13 protein-coding genes, 4 pseudogenes and 1 other annotated feature are annotated in these 16,563 nt (G+C 42.9%); of the genes and pseudogenes, 10 read left to right on the top strand and 7 right to left on the bottom strand.

Translation table 11 applies throughout. The features are described from left to right. Window positions 1–23: 23 nt before the first annotated feature. Window positions 24–395 carry a type II toxin-antitoxin system HigA family antitoxin gene (locus FTU66_RS12735; RefSeq protein ID WP_000354814.1) on the top strand — a complete coding sequence of 124 codons (372 nt, stop codon included), beginning with the start codon at window positions 24–26 and terminating at the stop codon, window positions 393–395. A gap of 25 nt (window positions 396–420) precedes the next feature. Then, entirely contained in the window at window positions 421–2,829 is a 2,409-nt protein-coding gene (locus FTU66_RS12730; protein ID WP_094069352.1) for a DEAD/DEAH box helicase family protein, read from the top strand. 44 nt (window positions 2,830–2,873) lie between these two features. Here FTU66_RS12730 and FTU66_RS12725 read toward each other — a convergent pair. Together FTU66_RS12725 and FTU66_RS13735 are read right to left on the bottom strand one after the other, a co-directional pair. Continuing rightward, window positions 2,874–3,788: pseudogene (locus FTU66_RS12725) on the bottom strand (type II toxin-antitoxin system HipA family toxin); the annotation flags it as partial. Then, window positions 3,785–4,090 (bottom strand): annotated as a pseudogene (locus FTU66_RS13735) (transcriptional regulator). The pseudogenes FTU66_RS13735 and FTU66_RS12725, both read right to left, overlap by 4 nt. 237 nt (window positions 4,091–4,327) lie before the next feature. On the opposite strand from FTU66_RS13735, the gene FTU66_RS12715 reads away from it, so the two are divergent. Continuing rightward, on the top strand, window positions 4,328–5,641 hold the full coding sequence (locus FTU66_RS12715; protein ID WP_070153175.1) for an ATP-binding protein: 1,314 nt from the start codon (window positions 4,328–4,330) through the stop codon (window positions 5,639–5,641). A 143-nt stretch (window positions 5,642–5,784) separates the two neighbouring features. Here FTU66_RS12715 and FTU66_RS12710 read toward each other — a convergent pair whose 3' ends face one another. The 5 genes from FTU66_RS12710 to FTU66_RS12690 all read right to left on the bottom strand — a co-directional run bounded on the left by FTU66_RS12710 (window position 5,785) and on the right by FTU66_RS12690 (window position 10,556). Beyond that, a complete protein-coding gene (locus FTU66_RS12710; protein WP_154320131.1) occupies window positions 5,785–6,903 on the bottom strand; it encodes a hypothetical protein in 1,119 nt (372 codons plus the stop codon). 10 nt (window positions 6,904–6,913) lie between these two features. Next, window positions 6,914–7,918 carry a YecA family protein gene (locus FTU66_RS12705; protein WP_070153169.1) on the bottom strand — a complete coding sequence of 335 codons (1,005 nt, stop codon included), beginning with the start codon at window positions 7,916–7,918 and terminating at the stop codon, window positions 6,914–6,916. 18 nt (window positions 7,919–7,936) lie between these two features. Continuing rightward, the gene (locus FTU66_RS12700; protein WP_154320132.1) at window positions 7,937–9,286 is read right to left on the bottom strand and encodes a type II toxin-antitoxin system HipA family toxin; all 1,350 of its coding nucleotides are present in this window, start codon (window positions 9,284–9,286) and stop codon (window positions 7,937–7,939) included. Continuing rightward, window positions 9,276–9,566 carry a helix-turn-helix transcriptional regulator gene (locus FTU66_RS12695; protein WP_070153163.1) on the bottom strand — a complete coding sequence of 97 codons (291 nt, stop codon included), beginning with the start codon at window positions 9,564–9,566 and terminating at the stop codon, window positions 9,276–9,278. Before FTU66_RS12695 ends, FTU66_RS12700 begins: the two co-directional genes overlap by 11 nt. Window positions 9,567–10,307: 741 nt before the next feature. After that, window positions 10,308–10,556 (bottom strand): helix-turn-helix transcriptional regulator, encoded by a 249-nt coding sequence (locus FTU66_RS12690; RefSeq protein ID WP_004644833.1) that lies wholly within the window; start codon window positions 10,554–10,556, stop codon window positions 10,308–10,310. Between the two features lie 116 nt (window positions 10,557–10,672). Between FTU66_RS12690 and FTU66_RS12685 the strand changes: the two genes are divergently transcribed. The 7 genes and pseudogenes from FTU66_RS12685 (at window position 10,673) to istB (ending at window position 16,105) form a co-directional block, all read left to right on the top strand. After that, on the top strand, window positions 10,673–10,882 hold the full coding sequence (locus FTU66_RS12685; protein WP_004644831.1) for a hypothetical protein: 210 nt from the start codon (window positions 10,673–10,675) through the stop codon (window positions 10,880–10,882). 12 nt (window positions 10,883–10,894) lie between these two features. Next, entirely contained in the window at window positions 10,895–12,076 is a 1,182-nt protein-coding gene (locus tag FTU66_RS12680) for an Arm DNA-binding domain-containing protein (RefSeq protein ID WP_004644830.1), read from the top strand. After that, complete coding sequence (locus FTU66_RS12675; RefSeq protein ID WP_004644829.1) at window positions 12,069–12,317, top strand: hypothetical protein; 249 nt, start codon at window positions 12,069–12,071, stop codon at window positions 12,315–12,317. Before FTU66_RS12680 ends, FTU66_RS12675 begins: the two co-directional genes overlap by 8 nt. A gap of 191 nt (window positions 12,318–12,508) precedes the next feature. Continuing rightward, on the top strand, window positions 12,509–13,291 hold the full coding sequence (locus tag FTU66_RS12670) for an ATP-binding protein (RefSeq protein ID WP_180112905.1): 783 nt from the start codon (window positions 12,509–12,511) through the stop codon (window positions 13,289–13,291). A gap of 12 nt (window positions 13,292–13,303) precedes the next feature. Next, window positions 13,304–14,225 (top strand): annotated as a pseudogene (locus FTU66_RS12665) (IS3 family transposase); the annotation flags it as partial. Further along, window positions 13,579–13,695, top strand: a sequence feature (AL1L pseudoknot). (Overlaps the previous pseudogene by 117 nt.) An 87-nt stretch (window positions 14,226–14,312) precedes the next feature. Beyond that, a pseudogene (istA, locus tag FTU66_RS12660) lies at window positions 14,313–15,332 on the top strand (IS21 family transposase). Next, a complete protein-coding gene (gene istB / locus FTU66_RS12655) occupies window positions 15,332–16,105 on the top strand; it encodes an IS21-like element ISAba8 family helper ATPase IstB (protein ID WP_180112904.1) in 774 nt (257 codons plus the stop codon). Before istA ends, istB begins: the two are co-directional and overlap by 1 nt. Window positions 16,106–16,563: the final 458 nt, after the last annotated feature.

Below are 16,563 nucleotides of genomic sequence, written 5' to 3'. Positions count from 1 at the left end.
GGTAGTAACAAGAGGTAAATATAATGGACATCAGACCTATTAAAACAGATGCCGACTACCGCGCGGCATTAAACGACATCGAAAACCTAATGATGGCGGAGCCTGATACCGTCGAAGGCGAAAAGCTGGACATTTTGGTTACGTTAGTCGAGGCCTACGAAGCAAAGCATTTTCCAATGGATTTGCCAGACCCTGTTGAGGCAATAAAGTTTGAGATGGAGCGCAAAGGCTTAACCGTTAAAGATCTTGAACCCATGATAGGTAAAAGCAATCGTGTTTATGAAATCCTAAACCATAAGCGATCACTCACGCTAAAAATGATTTGGAAACTTCATGAAGGGTTAGGTATTCCAGCAGAGTCGCTGATCAAGCCACCGCAAGTTCGCGCTTTATAGTGCTGCGAATCAAAATTAGTTTGTTATGAATGACGCTCGCTACCCAAACATTTCTGCTATTGATAACAGGCTAGCTGAGCTTGAAAATGAAAAGCAGCAGCTTCTCGCATTAAGAGAGGCTTTGCGTAGCGCTCAAATCGAGCGTTCAGTACAGACATTCACGCCAGAACAAAAGGTCGCCTTATTCAGACAACGATTTCGTGGAAGAGAGGATATCTTTGCCAATCGTTGGCAAAATCAACAGGGGCGCAGTGGCTATTCCGTAGCCTGTGATAATGAGTGGGTAAGCGGGCTATGCAACAAACCCCGCATTAAATGCCAAGACTGTTCACACCGAAAGTTTAGCGAATTAAACGAGCACATTATTTACAGGCACCTTGCCGGTCATCAAGTGGTTGGTCTGTATCCACTACTTAAAGATAATTCGTGCTATTTGTTGGCAGCCGATTTTGACAAAGGCTGTTGGCAAGAAGAAGTCAAAGCAATGTCTAAAGTGTGCCAAGCGTTTGATATTCCGCACGCGATAGAAATCTCGCGTTCTGGCAACGGGGCTCACTTATGGATATTTTTTGAAACCAATATCCCAGCGAACCATGCTCGGGCACTGGGTTTCGCTTTGCTTGATAAAGCCATGGAAATATTTCCAAATCTATCGTTTGACTCCTATGACAGGCTCTTTCCTAACCAAGATGTACTTCCTGAAGGCGGGTTTGGCAATCTCATTGCGTTACCACTTCAAAAGGAGGCTCGCCTTTCAGGTCGTAGTTGCTTTGTTGACAGTGACCTGAATGCCATCGATGATCAATGGCGGTACCTTGCTGAGCTTAAAACGCTCACTCAGTCGAGTATTGACCAACTCATAACAACTATTTCACCCAACACCCTATTACTGTCCGAGCAAGGGCTAACAGACAACCGCCCTCCTTGGGAAATCACAGCCAAAGCCGCACCAATAAAATTAGAGTCTTTGCCGAAAAACGTGACCATTACCTTGGCCAACCATATCTACTTTTTGATGAGCGAGTTACCTGGGCCATTACTGGCCGGACTAAAGCGATTAGCTAGTTTTTCTAATCCTGTGTTTTTTAAAACACAAGCGTTGCGCTTTTCAACCCATGGCATTCCGAGGTTTATTTCCTGTGCTCGTATTGAAAACGGTTATCTAGCACTACCGCGAGGCTGCCTCGATGATGCGATTGCTTTGCTACAAGAGCAAAACATTTCGCCACTATTTGACGATAAGCGTGAAATTGGTAAACCATTATTAAAGCTTACCCCTGAGTTCACTTTGCGAAAGAACCAGCGTGACGCAGTGGCCGCAATATCTAAACATGACTTCGGTATTTTGCATGCGCCAACTGCATTTGGAAAAACGGTTACTGCCATTGCTATGATCGTAAAACGCAAAGTAAATACCCTCATACTGGTTCATAGCCGACAACTGCTCGAACAATGGCAAGAGCGCTTACGCACGTTCCTACCCGAAGTAACCATTGGCAGTATAGGCGGAGGTAAAAGAAAGCCGAGTGGCATTATCGACATAGCCACCTACCAAAGTTTGGTTAATAAAAAAGACAATTCCATCACTCCTCTCATTCAAGACTACGGCCATATTATTGTTGACGAATGCCACCACCTATCTGCACCAAGGTTTGAAATGGTACTCAACGAGGTAAGAGCAAAATATGTATTGGGCCTTACAGCAACACCAGAGCGACAAGATGGTCATCAAAAGATCATTTTTATGGCGGCAGGGCCTATTCGCTACAAAGTGAAACAAAGCCCTGATGAGCAATTTACTCAAACCGTGATGATTCATCAGCTCTACGATGTACCAGCAGCAGAGCTTATAAAAACAGATGAGCGCCCCAAAATAAGCGATGCCTACCGCTGGCTCGTCAATAATGAGCAGCGCACTTCAAAAATCGTCTCAGACGCCTACGAGTGTGTTCAAAATGGCGGACACCCGTTAGTCCTTACAGAGCGTAGAGAGCACGCAGAATCCATACACTCACGACTTACCGAAATGGGTATAAGCACTGTCGTACTTAAAGGCGCCATGAAAGCTGCGGAACGCAAGAACGCTGACAATCATCTGCAATCGGCTCAAGTCGTCGTCGCAACAGGAAAATATGTAGGCGAAGGGTTTGACCTACCAAGACTGGATACGTTGTTTTTGGCCATGCCCATCTCATGGAAAGGAACATTGGCTCAATATGCCGGTCGTATTCATCGTGAATCGGAAGGCAAAACACAAGTCACTATTCACGACTATGTGGACTGCACTCTCCCTATGCTGCAACGCATGTTTAAAAAACGCGAGAAAAGCTACAAGGCTATGAGGTACGCCCTTGAGTACATTGATGACAACAGTAACAAGCAACCTTCATTGAAATTAGAAAACATCCCTTCACCAAATACCAAGCCAAAATAAACAGCAGCACTTCATTAAACACTTCCCCATGCCTTTACCCCCATACGCCAAAACTGAGCTAAATCAGCTGTGGTTTGTGCTCCACAATTGGAAATAAATTCAGCAATCTCTAAGTAGCTGGCACCTTGAGATTGTTCACCATCATAGTATTGAAGCTGTGTCATGGCCGACGAAAAATGCAGCCGCTTGTCACCGTCGCGGTCAAACCGTTTTGTTAAGAAGGTATGGTGCTGTGACGAAAATTGCCTCATCTCACTTGGAAACATGTCAACACCTGCCGCTAACGCCAATTCATAACAGACCATCTCCCACGCGCCCACATCATGGGTATCGTTTAAATTGGGAAACTTAGCAATCCACAAGTGGTCTTGTTCATCTGTGACACAAGCTTTGGGCCTTGCACCACCTAATGATGAGCCTGGAGAAATCAGCATTTTCAACCAGCGGTAATACTCGTCACTGTCGATGTTATCGTCTTTTTCAATCTGCATTGCTGCATGCTCTAGCTCTCGCAAAGAAGCCATTGGCGGCGCAGCAAATTCAGAATTGTCGTCCAAAAAAGCATTCGAGCCTGTTCGCTTAAATCGAATACCACCCATCCGGTAAGAGTCATTTACGCCCAGCAGGTAATCCAATTCGTTTAATCGACTTGTTGCTCGAATGCCTTTGCGCGCCTCAATCGCCGCACGCCGCTGCATTAAAATACGCCCCCATCTATCAGGCGATGAATCAAGAAATGCGCGGAAGCTTTTATCGACTTCATCGTTTTAGAGTACACCGGAGTGGAGGGTCAGGATGGGATCAATTTGCAAGCGATAGGCTGAGGTTAAAAATGCTTTATCGTAGGCAAAACTAAACACGCCACCTCGGCTTGAATCGCTGTAAGAAAGCAGCCCTATTAGCAAAGGTGCTTCAATTGGCTGCCAGTCGGCATAGACTTCAACGATTTCACGGCTCATCTTGAACCTTCCAGCAATTTTATGTTTTGCAGCTTGATACCCACTTCATCATGGGCGGCCATTTCTGCAAAGTTGCTTTCCATGCCAAGAACGGCCATCACCTTTAAGTAAGTGCCTATGGCAACGCCCGGATCACCGGCTAAGACTTAATTCACGGTTTTATGATCAAAACCAGTACGTTCACACAGTAGCTTTTTGGTAAAACCACGTCTTTTCATCGCCAACAGCAAGTCTTCACCAAACTGCGTCAGGATTTTACGCTGCTTTGGAAACAATATATTGTGTAAGTCACGCTTAGCCATATCACCAACCAAAGGGACTATATTCCCACTTTACTCAATATAATTGGATTTATATCCTACTTTTAGGTTTAGCTTGCGCGTTGGCCAAGGCGATGATGTGAATCCCTGAATGCCAAAGGTCATCAAATTACACTTTTATGCGCATAAAAATGTAAAATTCCGCACTTTTCTGCGCGTAAAAGTGTAGGCTGAGTTATACTACAGGCAGTTAACAGTCTTAATTGGCGGGAAATGACAATGCAGCGCAACTTACTAAACGCCCTAATAACATGGAAAAATCAACCGGTGCGCAAGCCATTATTGATCGATGGTGCAAGACAAACAGGTAAAACCTATCTGCTACAAGAGTTATTTGGGAATACCTTTGCCAACATCCTTCGTATCGACTTCCTTGAAAACCCTGCCTACAAAGAAGCGTTCGATGGCTCTCTGTCACCTGACGAGCTAGTAATGAATATTGAGTTGTTAACCAACCAAGCGTTCAACCCAGAAACCGATCTGCTGATATTAGATGAAATTGGCGAATGTGAACGTGCCGTTACCTCACTAAAGTACTTTGCTGAAAAAGCACCGTCCTATTTTGTCGCTGCCAGCGGCTCGAATATTGGTTTGCTCAACACCTTCCCTGTGGGCAAGGTAGAACAATACAATTTACGACCACTGACCTTCCAAGAATTTATTTACGCATCCAACGAGCAAGCGCTGATCAAAGCGTTTGATAGTCAAGCAAGCACACCGGCAGTACACACCAAATTGATGGACAAACTCACTGACTACTTTTTTACTGGTGGTATGCCGGAAGCCGTTTCTGCTTGGTATCAGTATAAGGATTCAAGCATTCTAGAGCGTGTTGAAAAAGTCACAAAAATTCATGCCGATTTAGTGGAAGGTTATCGCCGCGATTTTGGTAAGTACGCGGGCAAGGTCGACACCACACTGATTGAATCGGTATTTAATAGCATTCCAGCCCAGCTATCACTTGTCAGCGATGAGTCGGTTAAACGCTTTAAATTTAAGCATGTGCATGAGCGTAAATCTCGTTATAGCGATTTTGAAACCGCGATCCATTGGCTTAACTGCTGCCGCCTAGCTTTGCCAAACTACCCTATTGAAGGATTGCCGAAATCTCCGTTAGCGGCCTATAAAAAAGAAAATATGGTGAAACTGTTTTTGTTTGATGTGGGTCTGCTTAATCATATGCTCGGCAGCAGTTATAAAGAAATTAAGCAACAAAACTATGAATACAAAGGTTATGTGGCTGAAAACTTTGTGCAACAAGAGCTCACTGCCATTGGCGTTGACCCAAGCTATTCATGGAATGACGCCCGTGCCGAAATCGAATTTATTTTGGCGACCGATGAAGGCGATATCGTCCCTGTGGAGGTCAAAAGTGGTAAACGTACAAGAGCAAAATCGTTGGCATCCTACGTTGAAAAATGTACTCCAAGTAAAACCTTTAAGTTAACGGGTACACAAGGCTCATCCGCATTAGAGCAAACCAATATCGTGATGCCTTTGTATTTCACGCAGTATTTACCACAGAGATGGTAAAAGCGCGTTACTTAGACCCCGAGGTCTACACAAAGTGACTTCATAGGTAACAATTTGTAGACCTTTGGTGGGCTTACAACCTTTCAACCAACCCTCAATCGGTTTTTTGCTAACGTCATTTGGCCAGCCTATCGCCTCATCGTTTAAAGCAAATCACTCAAGCGATTTAACAGTGCTTTACGGCTATTATTCGCCACAACAAAGCGCTTAAAACGTTGTTCAAACGCCGCTTCATCAGCTTTGAACTGATAGGCCTCAAACAGCTGATGCAGATAGCGTGATGCCGCATCGTAACCACTGGCGCAAGTTCGATCCGCTTGCTCTTGTGATTGCTGCCAGTAGTGCTCACGTTGATTGTAGATATACGTCAACGCTTTTTCTTTTTCCGCTTTTTCGATAGCTAATTTTTTTGCGAGTGCTGCGGCTTGCTCTTGCTGTAATTGACTTTGCGCTTGCTCAATGAAAGGAGAAATGACGGCGGAAGTTAACCAGTATTGATAGATCTCGTCTGTGTTGACAGGTTCTTTTCGCGTCAGCGCTAAGGCTTGGTGACGGGTTAGCTGGCCTTGCTCAAACAACGTGCGTAATAGCGTGTCTTTCTCTGCTTGCGAGAGATTATGGATCCACGCATCAAGCGTAAGCTGAGTTTGTTTGGCTTGGTGACTGGGTTGTTCGCTCAGCACCATGGCGAGCGCCTTAACCAATGCTAAGGGAATATCATACAGCGCAGCAAACGCCTGCTCCTCTTCCCTGAGGTGCTCAAAATCGAATTGAATTAACGGCACTCGCTCAACGCCATCATTAAAATCAAACGCTTTGAGCCACATTAAGTACACAAGGCGCCAATCCCCTTGCATTAACCCGCCGCGTAAAGCGGCTAAATGCTGGAAAAAGTCGTCAGCATGCTCATCGTCAAAATACTCATCACACTCCTCAAGGGAAAAAATCAGCAACTGCCACTCATCGTTTTCGTGAACATGAAGTCCATCACTTGAAAAGCCAAGTAACGCATCTGGAAGCGTTCCTGCTGGTAGCTTGATGTATACATCGATTGAGCCCCAATCGGCATAGTAAAAACCGATATCAAAGTATTTTAACATCAGCTCAAAAGGCTCGGCCTTTAGATCACTGTAGGTGTAATACACCTGAAAGGCCGTAGCGCTGATCTCGGCACGGCTTGAAATGGCTCTGAGTGCTTGACGTGCTTTAGCATCTAAATACCCATCCAGACGCTCAAATTTATAGTATTGAAATTCGCTCACGGTGACCTTGCTATTTATTTATTGTGAATTGAAAAGTTTGTTTTAACAAAGGCTGTACCTGAATCACTCTGGCGACTTGTTCAGCGTTTATATAACGTCTTGGGTCAATCGTTACAAATCCCCAAAACTGCAAAAATCGCTCAATAAATCGTGATTCGATGAGCATACTTAAGTTTCTTTCTGGCGAGAAGTAATCATCCGTAGGGAATACCAGCAATAGATTAGGGAAAGCTGTCATCACCTCTTTCACAAGCTGCTCCACACTGTTGTGGCTTTGAATACGCCACAGCATAAACAACCAAAAAGTGCGCAAGTCGACATCGTATTCGAAACTGTCCAAATAACCCCAGTTATATTTGCTGATAGCGGCCTCTAACATAGGTTTGAAAAAGGCCTGTATGCCTAGCGCTTGATACTGCTTTTGCGCTGATTTTTTTACATGGTAGCGGCCACTGCGCCGATAAATAATACCGCTAATTTCGGCAAGCACTCGGGTGTAGTGCAAGGCATTAAATTTGTCTTCATTGCTGCCCGAAAACTCGCTGATGCTTATACTACGTTCTAATTGAGCAACGGCAAACTCAGGCAATAACTCACTGGCCTGTTTAACCAACTTAGCCGGTAAGTTGCCTTTACTCGTGGCTTTGAAGGAGCCTTCTTGCGCCATGGCCTCATCAAGAATGAGGGCTAGATAACGCATTATTGGGCTGGCAGAAAGAGAGTCGGGAGTGCAAATTGTCACCCACTTTAATTCATCAAAAGGCGCATAAAGCCAATTGGCCATTTGCGTTGGCGTTACGCCACAAAAATCGGGATGAGGTTGATGATTGCGTTCTTGCACTTTGTGCTGCAAAGCGGCATTGAGTTCATCAAGACTCAAATTTGGGTTCATTGCCAGCATGGTTTCAACATCATCGAAGACTTGGGCATGTTGCTTGGAAACGCTGCTCATACAACAACGTTTAAATTTTTTACCACTGCCACAATGGCAAGGATCGTTTCGGCCGAGCTTCATTACTGTCCCTTCTTATTGTTATAGAAAAAGCGCTGCATTTTCTTGTTTACGCTGCTCCAATGTCTTAGCAATCACGGACATTGTTGTTTTACTGATCCCTTGTTGCTTGGCAAGATACGTAAATTGGCTGATGGCTTCTGCGACTTCTTCAATAACTTGCTTTGCATCATTCCAATTCGCAAAGCCAGCACTAGTAGCAAGTTTTTGCATCACCTTAAGCGATGGCGCTTTGCCATAACCGCCGAAAGCAGTGGCGTGTTCGTTGAATGGATGTGGGCTGTAGGTAACATCGTAAAAAGGTGCAGGGTTCCATTGACCGTCATCCGCTTGCAAAAACGCCCAGTTTTTACTGTGGTCGTCTTGGTTAGACGACAGCAGGTTAAAAACGGCACGGCGAAATTGCAGCTGCCCAGCAGCAGGAGATTTACACAACTGACGGCTGGCTTTGATCAAGTCAATATAATCTAAACTTGGCGTTCGAAAGTCTGCATCCAGCAGCCCGCAAGCGCTGTGCATATGCAAGCGACCTGAACTGCGATTACCGCTTAAACGGGCCTGCTCCGTGACATAATCAAAACGCTTAAGCGCCAACCAGGCAGACGCACCGCTTGTAGTTGGTGCTTCAATGAGTTGCCAGACTGGTGGTTGGCACTTGGCAAGCTCGGCCATTTGCAAATAAACCGCTTCACACAACCCTTCTTCATGCCCGAGCGCGAGATTTTTCGAGGTAAACTTAATCAGCCAAGCCTCATCTCCAGGCTGAGCAAAGGTTCGACAATGCTGAGTTTCCCCTGCAGGCATATAAATCTGCGCCTTAGGCCTTGCTCCACCCGAACTACCACCGGCGACTAATGCGGCCAACACCTGTTGCGTATGCCCATCTAACTCATCGTGATTATCATCCATATAATCTGACATTGAAGCATCGAACAGCGTTTGTGCTTCTAAGCCCAAGGTTGCTAAATCAATGTCCGCGTATGTCGTGGCTGAAAACTCAGACACCGGAGCAAAAGACAGCGCTCCCATGCCTTTATCACCGACAAAGGCCAGTCTATCCATCGCCGTTAATTGATTAGGTAGGATGCCCTTTTGCCGGAAAATACGATCTTGTAACAACATGCCCCAGCCATCGGGCAAACAATCCCCAAATACGCCATGTACACCTTGGTGCGGCGCTTTAGGTGCGGCTTGAACTAGCGTATTCGCTTGCAAGGTAAACGGTGATAAATTGCCAAACTGCTGCAAATAGTCGTCAGTATACTGAAAAAAAACGCCTTGCCGATTCTGCGCCAAGACTCCAACAGATATCTGCTCACCTGAGCTTAGCGTACGAGTAACATTAAGCTTCTGAATCGGTTTAAAACTCATCTTTTAGCACCTCATCAATACTCATGGGTATAGCAGCGCGTTCTTTGCTAAGTTGCGTGAGCTGATAAAGCCTATCTAGCGAATCAAGTGTCTGCCATAGCAACAGCAATTGACGAAATGAAATTTGCCCGGTCAGCTCAAATTTCTTAATGGTGGCCGCAGGTACGCAGCTTCGCTCAGCCAATGCAGCGCGCGACAGCTTTGCCTGCTTGCGTAACTCACGTAAATAAGCCGCATAAGCTTGGCTTACATCGGTATCATCAAGTAAGGTAAAATTCATCCGCAAAGACCAAATGGATACAGTTATATCCATTATAGCGAAATAAAACATAAAGTGGATACTATGATATCCATAATTGCGTAGAGTGTTGAAAAAATCACTCGATAAAGCCCTTCAAAACTGCTATTTTTAGACCCTAACAGCAGCATAAGATTAACCCGTTAGGTCAGGTGGCCTAACTTAAATAAAAAAGTCTCCGACAAACCCGGTACGGTTCAGCCATATATAACTCCATCAACCTGATTTTTTACCATTCGGTTTACCTAATTAATCATCACAAAATTATGTTGGTGATTATTTGGTAAATTTTTAAAAACTTATGTGACCAAAATTAAACGATCTTAATAAACATTAATTCCAATAAAAATATTTTAAAACGTAAGTTATTGATGTTATTGTACTTATATACACAGCAATTTATACAATTTAATGTAAATTATGTTGGTGACTATTGCCAAGGTTGGGGTCGCGAGTTCGAGTCTCGTTTCCCGCTCCAGAATTTTAAAAGCCTCAGTCGAAAGATTGGGGCTTTTTTTGTTGATTTTAAATAGTATTATTATCTATCAGAATTTCTGATACTTAAAAAAGCAAGTTAACAGAACATTACATTTAAAATTGGTGACCAAATGGTGACCAAAAAGTGACTCTATTTTTTTACGCGCTACTTTCTAAGTTGGCCGAATCTGTATGACCAAGCCCCTATCATGTAATTACACAAAAAATTATTGATTATCTATTTTATTATTCATCATCGGTATCTCTATTATTTGACTGCGCTAACAAATCATTAGTCCGCTCAAATATAAATAACTCCCCAACCTGTATATCTAAAAAATCACATACCCGATCAATAGTATCAAAATCTATTCGTGTCAAATCTCCATTATAAAGCTTATGCAATGTGGTTTTATTAATACCAGTACCACGGATAAGATCTGCTACCCTCATCCTTCTTTCAGCCAAAAGAGTTGGAAGTTTACAAATAATCACAATAAATTCCTCTAATCCGATTACTTTTTCATTGCATTTGAGCAATTTTAGAGTTAATTTATCTTCAAGGATGTAATTTATCTCCACATCCAATGAAGTTTTACAGGAATATCATTATGACATACACCTATATGACAGCCCAACAGTTGGCTGAAAAAATTCATTACGACCCACGTACCATCCGTAACCAACTTAAGGACAGTATTTTCCTTGAGGGCATTCATTACATCCGCCCATTCGGTGGACGCAAAATTTTGTTTGTATGGGAACGTATCGAAGAAGATATGTTGAAATTCACCAGCCTAGGGCTAACCACTTTGCAATAAGGAGTCCTGCATATGGCGAATATTCAAGAACGTTATGGAAAGCTCGTTGTCGACTTCCGCTATCAAGGTGTACGGTGCAGAGAAACAACCAATCTCGAAGATACGGCCCAAAACCGTAAACTTTTAAAGAAACGTTTAGAACAGCTTGAAGCAGAAATTACTTTAGGGACTTTCGAGTATGCAAAGTATTTTCCTAAAAGCAAACGAGTTGCACAGTTTAGTGAGATACAGCAACGTAAAGCTGTACTGAGCTCATCAACACCCCTATTTAAGGATTTTGCGCATATTTGGTTTGATGAGAAAAAAATTGAATGGCGCAGTTCCTACCAGGAAAAGGTACTGATTATTTTAAATAATTATTTGATCCCTGCATTAGGCCATCAGTGCTTAGATCAGATAAAGAAGCCAGACTTGCTTGAATTCCGTTCCTCTCTCGGCAAAGTGAATTACGGTTTAAAACAAGCAAGCCTGAAGGCATCCCGAATCAATCAGATCATGACACCTTTACGTATGATACTTAATGAAGCAGCGGAACGATACAACTTTGTTTCGCCTTATAAAAATATTAAGAATCTCAAGGAAAGTCGCATTGACGTTACACCTTTTACCCTACAAGAGGTGCAAAAGATCATAGAGACTGTGCGTGATGACTTTAAACCGTACTACACCGTTCGCTTCTTCACAGGTATGCGTACCAGTGAAATCGATGGTCTACGTTGGCAAAACGTGAATTTTCAACGGCGTGAGATCTATATCAAAGAAGCATTAGTCAACGGCAAACTTGGTGATACCAAAACCTTTGGATCAGACCGTGGCATTCAAATGAGTGAGCGTGTTTATCAAGCACTCTTAGAACAAAAGAAAATGGTCAAGAACCGCTCTGAATTCGTTTTTTCTATGCGAAATGGCAACCCATTGGACTATCGCTTAGTGAATCGACGCGTATGGCATCCATTATTAAGATTTTTAGGTTTGAAAAGTCGTCGTGCATATCAAACACGGCATACTGCAGCGACATTGTGGCTCTCAGCTGGTGAAAATCCGGAATGGATTGCCAAACAACTAGGACATTCTACGACTGAAATGCTGTTTCGTGTTTACAGTCGCTATGTTCCTAATATTACCCGTCGTGATGGCAGTGCTTTTGAGCTGATGCTAGAAAAGCTCAATGAGATGGAGAATGAATATGACTAAATCATTCTTTGGTGGGGTTGTGGTGTCACAGGAAGTTGATGCAATTGCACGTGAGCTGATTGAGGAGTTTCAAATTCCCAAACTGCACAACCTCGCTTTCATGCTCAACGTCAACAAATGTTTTAATGATCATCAGGCTTTAAGGCTTTGGTTACAACGACAATTGGATGATGGGCAAGCCAATTATGCAAATTTGGCAATGAAAGCCCGCCTTTACTTAACCAATCTTGCTTACACATAAATCAAAAAACTAAGGTGATCTAATTGATGACCTTAGCCCTTTTACACCAATTAAAAGGTAGAAAACAAATAAGAGTTTTTCGTTTGGAAACCTGTCGACATCGGTGATCTCCAATAAAAAGATGATGATCTTTTGGAGAGAAGAAAAGATTTATATTTTTAAAAATTCAAAATAGATTTAGGAGAATAACCATGAATCCTTTGTTTAAAACACTCCAAATTCCAACAGAAGCAACGAAAACAGTATGCCCTATACACCAAATACCTGTAATGGAAATTGCTGGTCATAAGCTCTGCAAATTATGTGCAAAAGAAACTATACATCAATCGCAGATCGCTTATGAAGCTGAATTACAACAGTGCTTACTACAACAAAAAATCAAAAATTCAGGTCTAAATAAACGCTATCTAGACTGTGGTTTTAAAAATTATGTGATTTCATGTCCCCAACAAGACAATGCTATCCAACTATGCCAAGCCTTTGCACAACAGATTATTTCAAATCTGCATCCAAACCTTTTGCTCATCGGGACACCAGGTATTGGTAAAACACATCTGAGTGCATCAGTCATTCGTAACATTCTGCACAATACTAGACGATCTGCACGCTACACGACCAGTGCAGATATTGCCCAAAGAATGATGGACACATGGGCTGATACTGCCCATTCTGAAAATGAAGTGATCAAGCACTTTTCTAGCTTTGATTTACTGGTTATCGATGAATATGGCTTGCACGATCGGCATGAGAAACGTTTGGAAATGGTGCATAAAATTTTATATAGTCGCTATGACAATTTGAAATCGACTGTGCTCATTTCCAATTTCACCTTGGAGAAGATAAAACATGATCTAGGTGTCCGATTATGGTCACGCTTACATGAAAACAATTTGATTGTAGTGCCCTGTTATTGGAATGATTACAGAATTACTGGATTGAACCGTACCGGGTTTGTCGGAAAGTCAATATTCTGAGAGACTATCCCGATGACAAAATTAAAATATACCCCTGAAATCAGAGAAAGAGCGGTTCAATTATTGATTGAATCTGAAAAAGATTATCCATCGAATTGGGCTGCGATCACCGCTATTGCTCCCAAGATAGGTTGTACTCCTGAAACACTACGTGTTTGGTATCAAAAATATTTAGATAAACTAAATCCAGTTAAAGTACAGCAGCTTTCAGATCAAGAATGTATTAAACAACTCGAACGTGAAAATAAAGAACTGCAACGCGCCAATGAGATTCTACGTAAAGCAGCCGCTTTTTTCGCCCAGGCGGAGCTCGACCGCCCACACAAATAATGGTGGATTTTATCCATAATAATAAAGAGCTGTACGGAGTCGAGGCGATTTGTAGAATTTTACCGATCGCACCCTCAACCTATTACCGGACTCTAGATCTCTGCAAAAATCCAGAACATCGAGCAAAGCGAGATTTACATGACTTGCATCATGCTGAGGAGATTAAACGAATTTGGAAGGAAAGTTCAGGTCGGTATGGTGTACGTAAAGTCTGGCAAAAACTGAAACGTGAAGGCTATATTATTGCACGCTGTACTGTTGCTCGATTAATGAAAAAGCTAGGTATACAAGGTGTTTGGCGAGGTAAGAACAAACAAACCACCCGTAGCCGAGATGACCAAAAACGAGCAGATGATTTAGTGAAACGTAATTTTGCTGCTGATCATCCTGACCCTTGCGAAGCAGTGCTTCTCAGGTCAGTGACTTTACGTATATTCAAACTCATTCAGGCTGGGTCTATACCACCTTTATTATTGATGTGTTCTCACGAGCAATTGTTGGCTGGAAAGTATCTACACGAATGAATACAGATATGGTGCTCGATGCATTAGAGCAAGCATTGCATGATCGAGGCATGCCAAAGAATGTGATTCATCATTCCGATGTTAGCGGCAGTGTAAAAATGACCCCCTAATGGCATTTAAAAACTGACCCCCTTGGTTAATATAGCGGTCATTTGGGACTGCTCAACATGTTAACTTTGGAGCAAGCAGTGACAATCCAAATTCTTCATCAACAGGGTAAATCTATTAAAGCCATTAGTCGTGAACTGCGGGTATTGTGAAATACTGTGCGTAAATATTTACGGCAGAAGGAAACACCTTAGTATCGGCGTACACAACCTAGAACAAGTATTCTTGATCCATATAAACCCTATTTACTCCAACGTGTAAACGCAGCTCATCCTGAATGGATTCCTGCTGTTGTGCTCTACCAGGAAATTTTAAGGTTGGGATATCCAGGAAAGATCAGGATCTTGAGGGAATATCTTGCAACATTAAAACCAGTTGCTAAACCAGAACCGATCATTCGTTTTGAAACCCAACCTGGCCAACAAATGCAGGTGGATTTCACGACAATTCGACGCAACAACACGACTTTAAAAGCCTTTGTCGCAACATTAGGGTATTCCAGAGCGACTTTCGTGAAATTTTATGATCATGAACGTACCGATGCATGGATCGATGGTCTAGAAAATGCATTTCAGTTCTTTGCAGGAGTACCTCAGGAAATCCTGTTTGATAACGCTAAAACGATCATGATTGAACGGGATGCCTATCAGGAGGGGCAGCATAAATGGAACCCCAAACTGCTCGACTGCGCCAAGAAATACAGCTTTCGTCCTCGCGTATGTAAGCCCTACCGCGCACAGACTAAAGGCAAAGTTGAACGCTTTAATGGATACCTCAAATCAAGCTTTATTGTGCCATTGAAAGCAAGCCTGAAGACTTCGGGTTTACTGTTAGATGTTGATGTCGCCAATGCCCACATTGGCCGGTGGCTGCATGAAACCGCCAATCAGCGGATTCATGCCACCACGCAAGAAAAACCGGCTGTTCGACTGCAACAGGAGCAGCAAAAATTTACGCCATTACCGCTATCAGATACAGGTTTCAGCACTGTACCTGTTGCAGCAGCACAGCATGTCATGCCCTACGAGAGTTTGCAGCATCCCTTATCGGTATATGACCAGTTGCTGGGAGTTTCCTGATGAATCTGCAATACGACCGTATAGAGCAACTTTGCCAAAAGCTCAATCTGCCTGCCATCGCATCACAATGGTCACATCATGCACAACAAACATTAGGTCAAGATGGAAGTTATGCCGACTTTGTTGAAGCTATCTTGACGCATGAATATGCTGCCAGGCAACAGCGCAGCCAGCAGGTCCTGATGAAACTCTCAGGCCTGCCTCAAGTCAAAACCCTGGAAGACTATGATTTTAATTATGCCCTAGGGGCCCCTAAATCACAGGTGATTGAACTGTTCAATCTGAGCTTTATTGCTAGAGCAGAAAATGTGGTGTTTCTCGGGGCTAGCGGAGTAGGAAAAACGCACTTATCTTTGGCATTAGGCTATAAGGCCATCATGAACAACATTAAGATCAAGTTCATTACCGCCGCCGATCTCATGCTGCAACTAAGTACAGCCTACCAGCAAGGTAAACTGAAAACCTATATGCAACGTGCGGTACTGGGACCAAAGTTACTGATTATCGATGAAATTGGTTATTTACCGTTTGGACGTGAAGAAGCGAATCTGTTCTTTAACGTGATTGCCAAGCGTTATGAAAAAGGCAGTACGATATTGACGAGTAACTTACCCTTTAGCCAATGGTCTAAGTCATTTGCGGATGATGTTACGTTGACCGCTGCGATGTTAGATCGGCTATTACATCACTGTCATGTGGTACAGATATCGGGTGAAAGTTATCGTTTGAAGGATAAAAAAAGAATTGGGATTCAGCCGCAGGTTGAAACTTAATACGAGATCAAAGGGGGCAATTTTACTTCGCCATTTTTAAGGTAAAAGGGGTCAATTTTAAAATGCCGTTGACATGATGCGGATCAGTCTAAAGCATTCTCAGGAATAGAGGAGCTCGTTGCTGATGTTGTCGCTGATATGATTAGCAATAATGAAAAAGTTCCTACACCACTCTCCGGGAAAATATAGTAGGCAGTTTGTTGTCCTTGTTCTCAGTGGTTCAACAAAAACTAGCCCTCGAAGCCGCAGAACGTGGCGTGGACATAAATTGTTTAGTATCAGTAAAAAGAGCGATGTAATTTTAGTACGAGTGAGTGATAGAGCAGGAACTTATGCTTCATATATTCAGTAAATGGTATGTTTTTGAATTAATAGGTATTTTTAAATAAAGCTTTCTTTGATTTAGTGCTTTTTATTTAATAAATTAATTTTAAAAACAACTTAGGCTAATTGATAAA

This window comes from Acinetobacter sp. YH12131 (assembly GCF_013418635.1).
In the GTDB taxonomy this organism is placed as follows: Bacteria; Pseudomonadota; Gammaproteobacteria; order Pseudomonadales; family Moraxellaceae; genus Acinetobacter; species Acinetobacter towneri.
The sequence above is the reverse complement of the archived record's forward strand: the minus strand, read 5'-3'. Positions and strand labels throughout refer to the sequence as shown.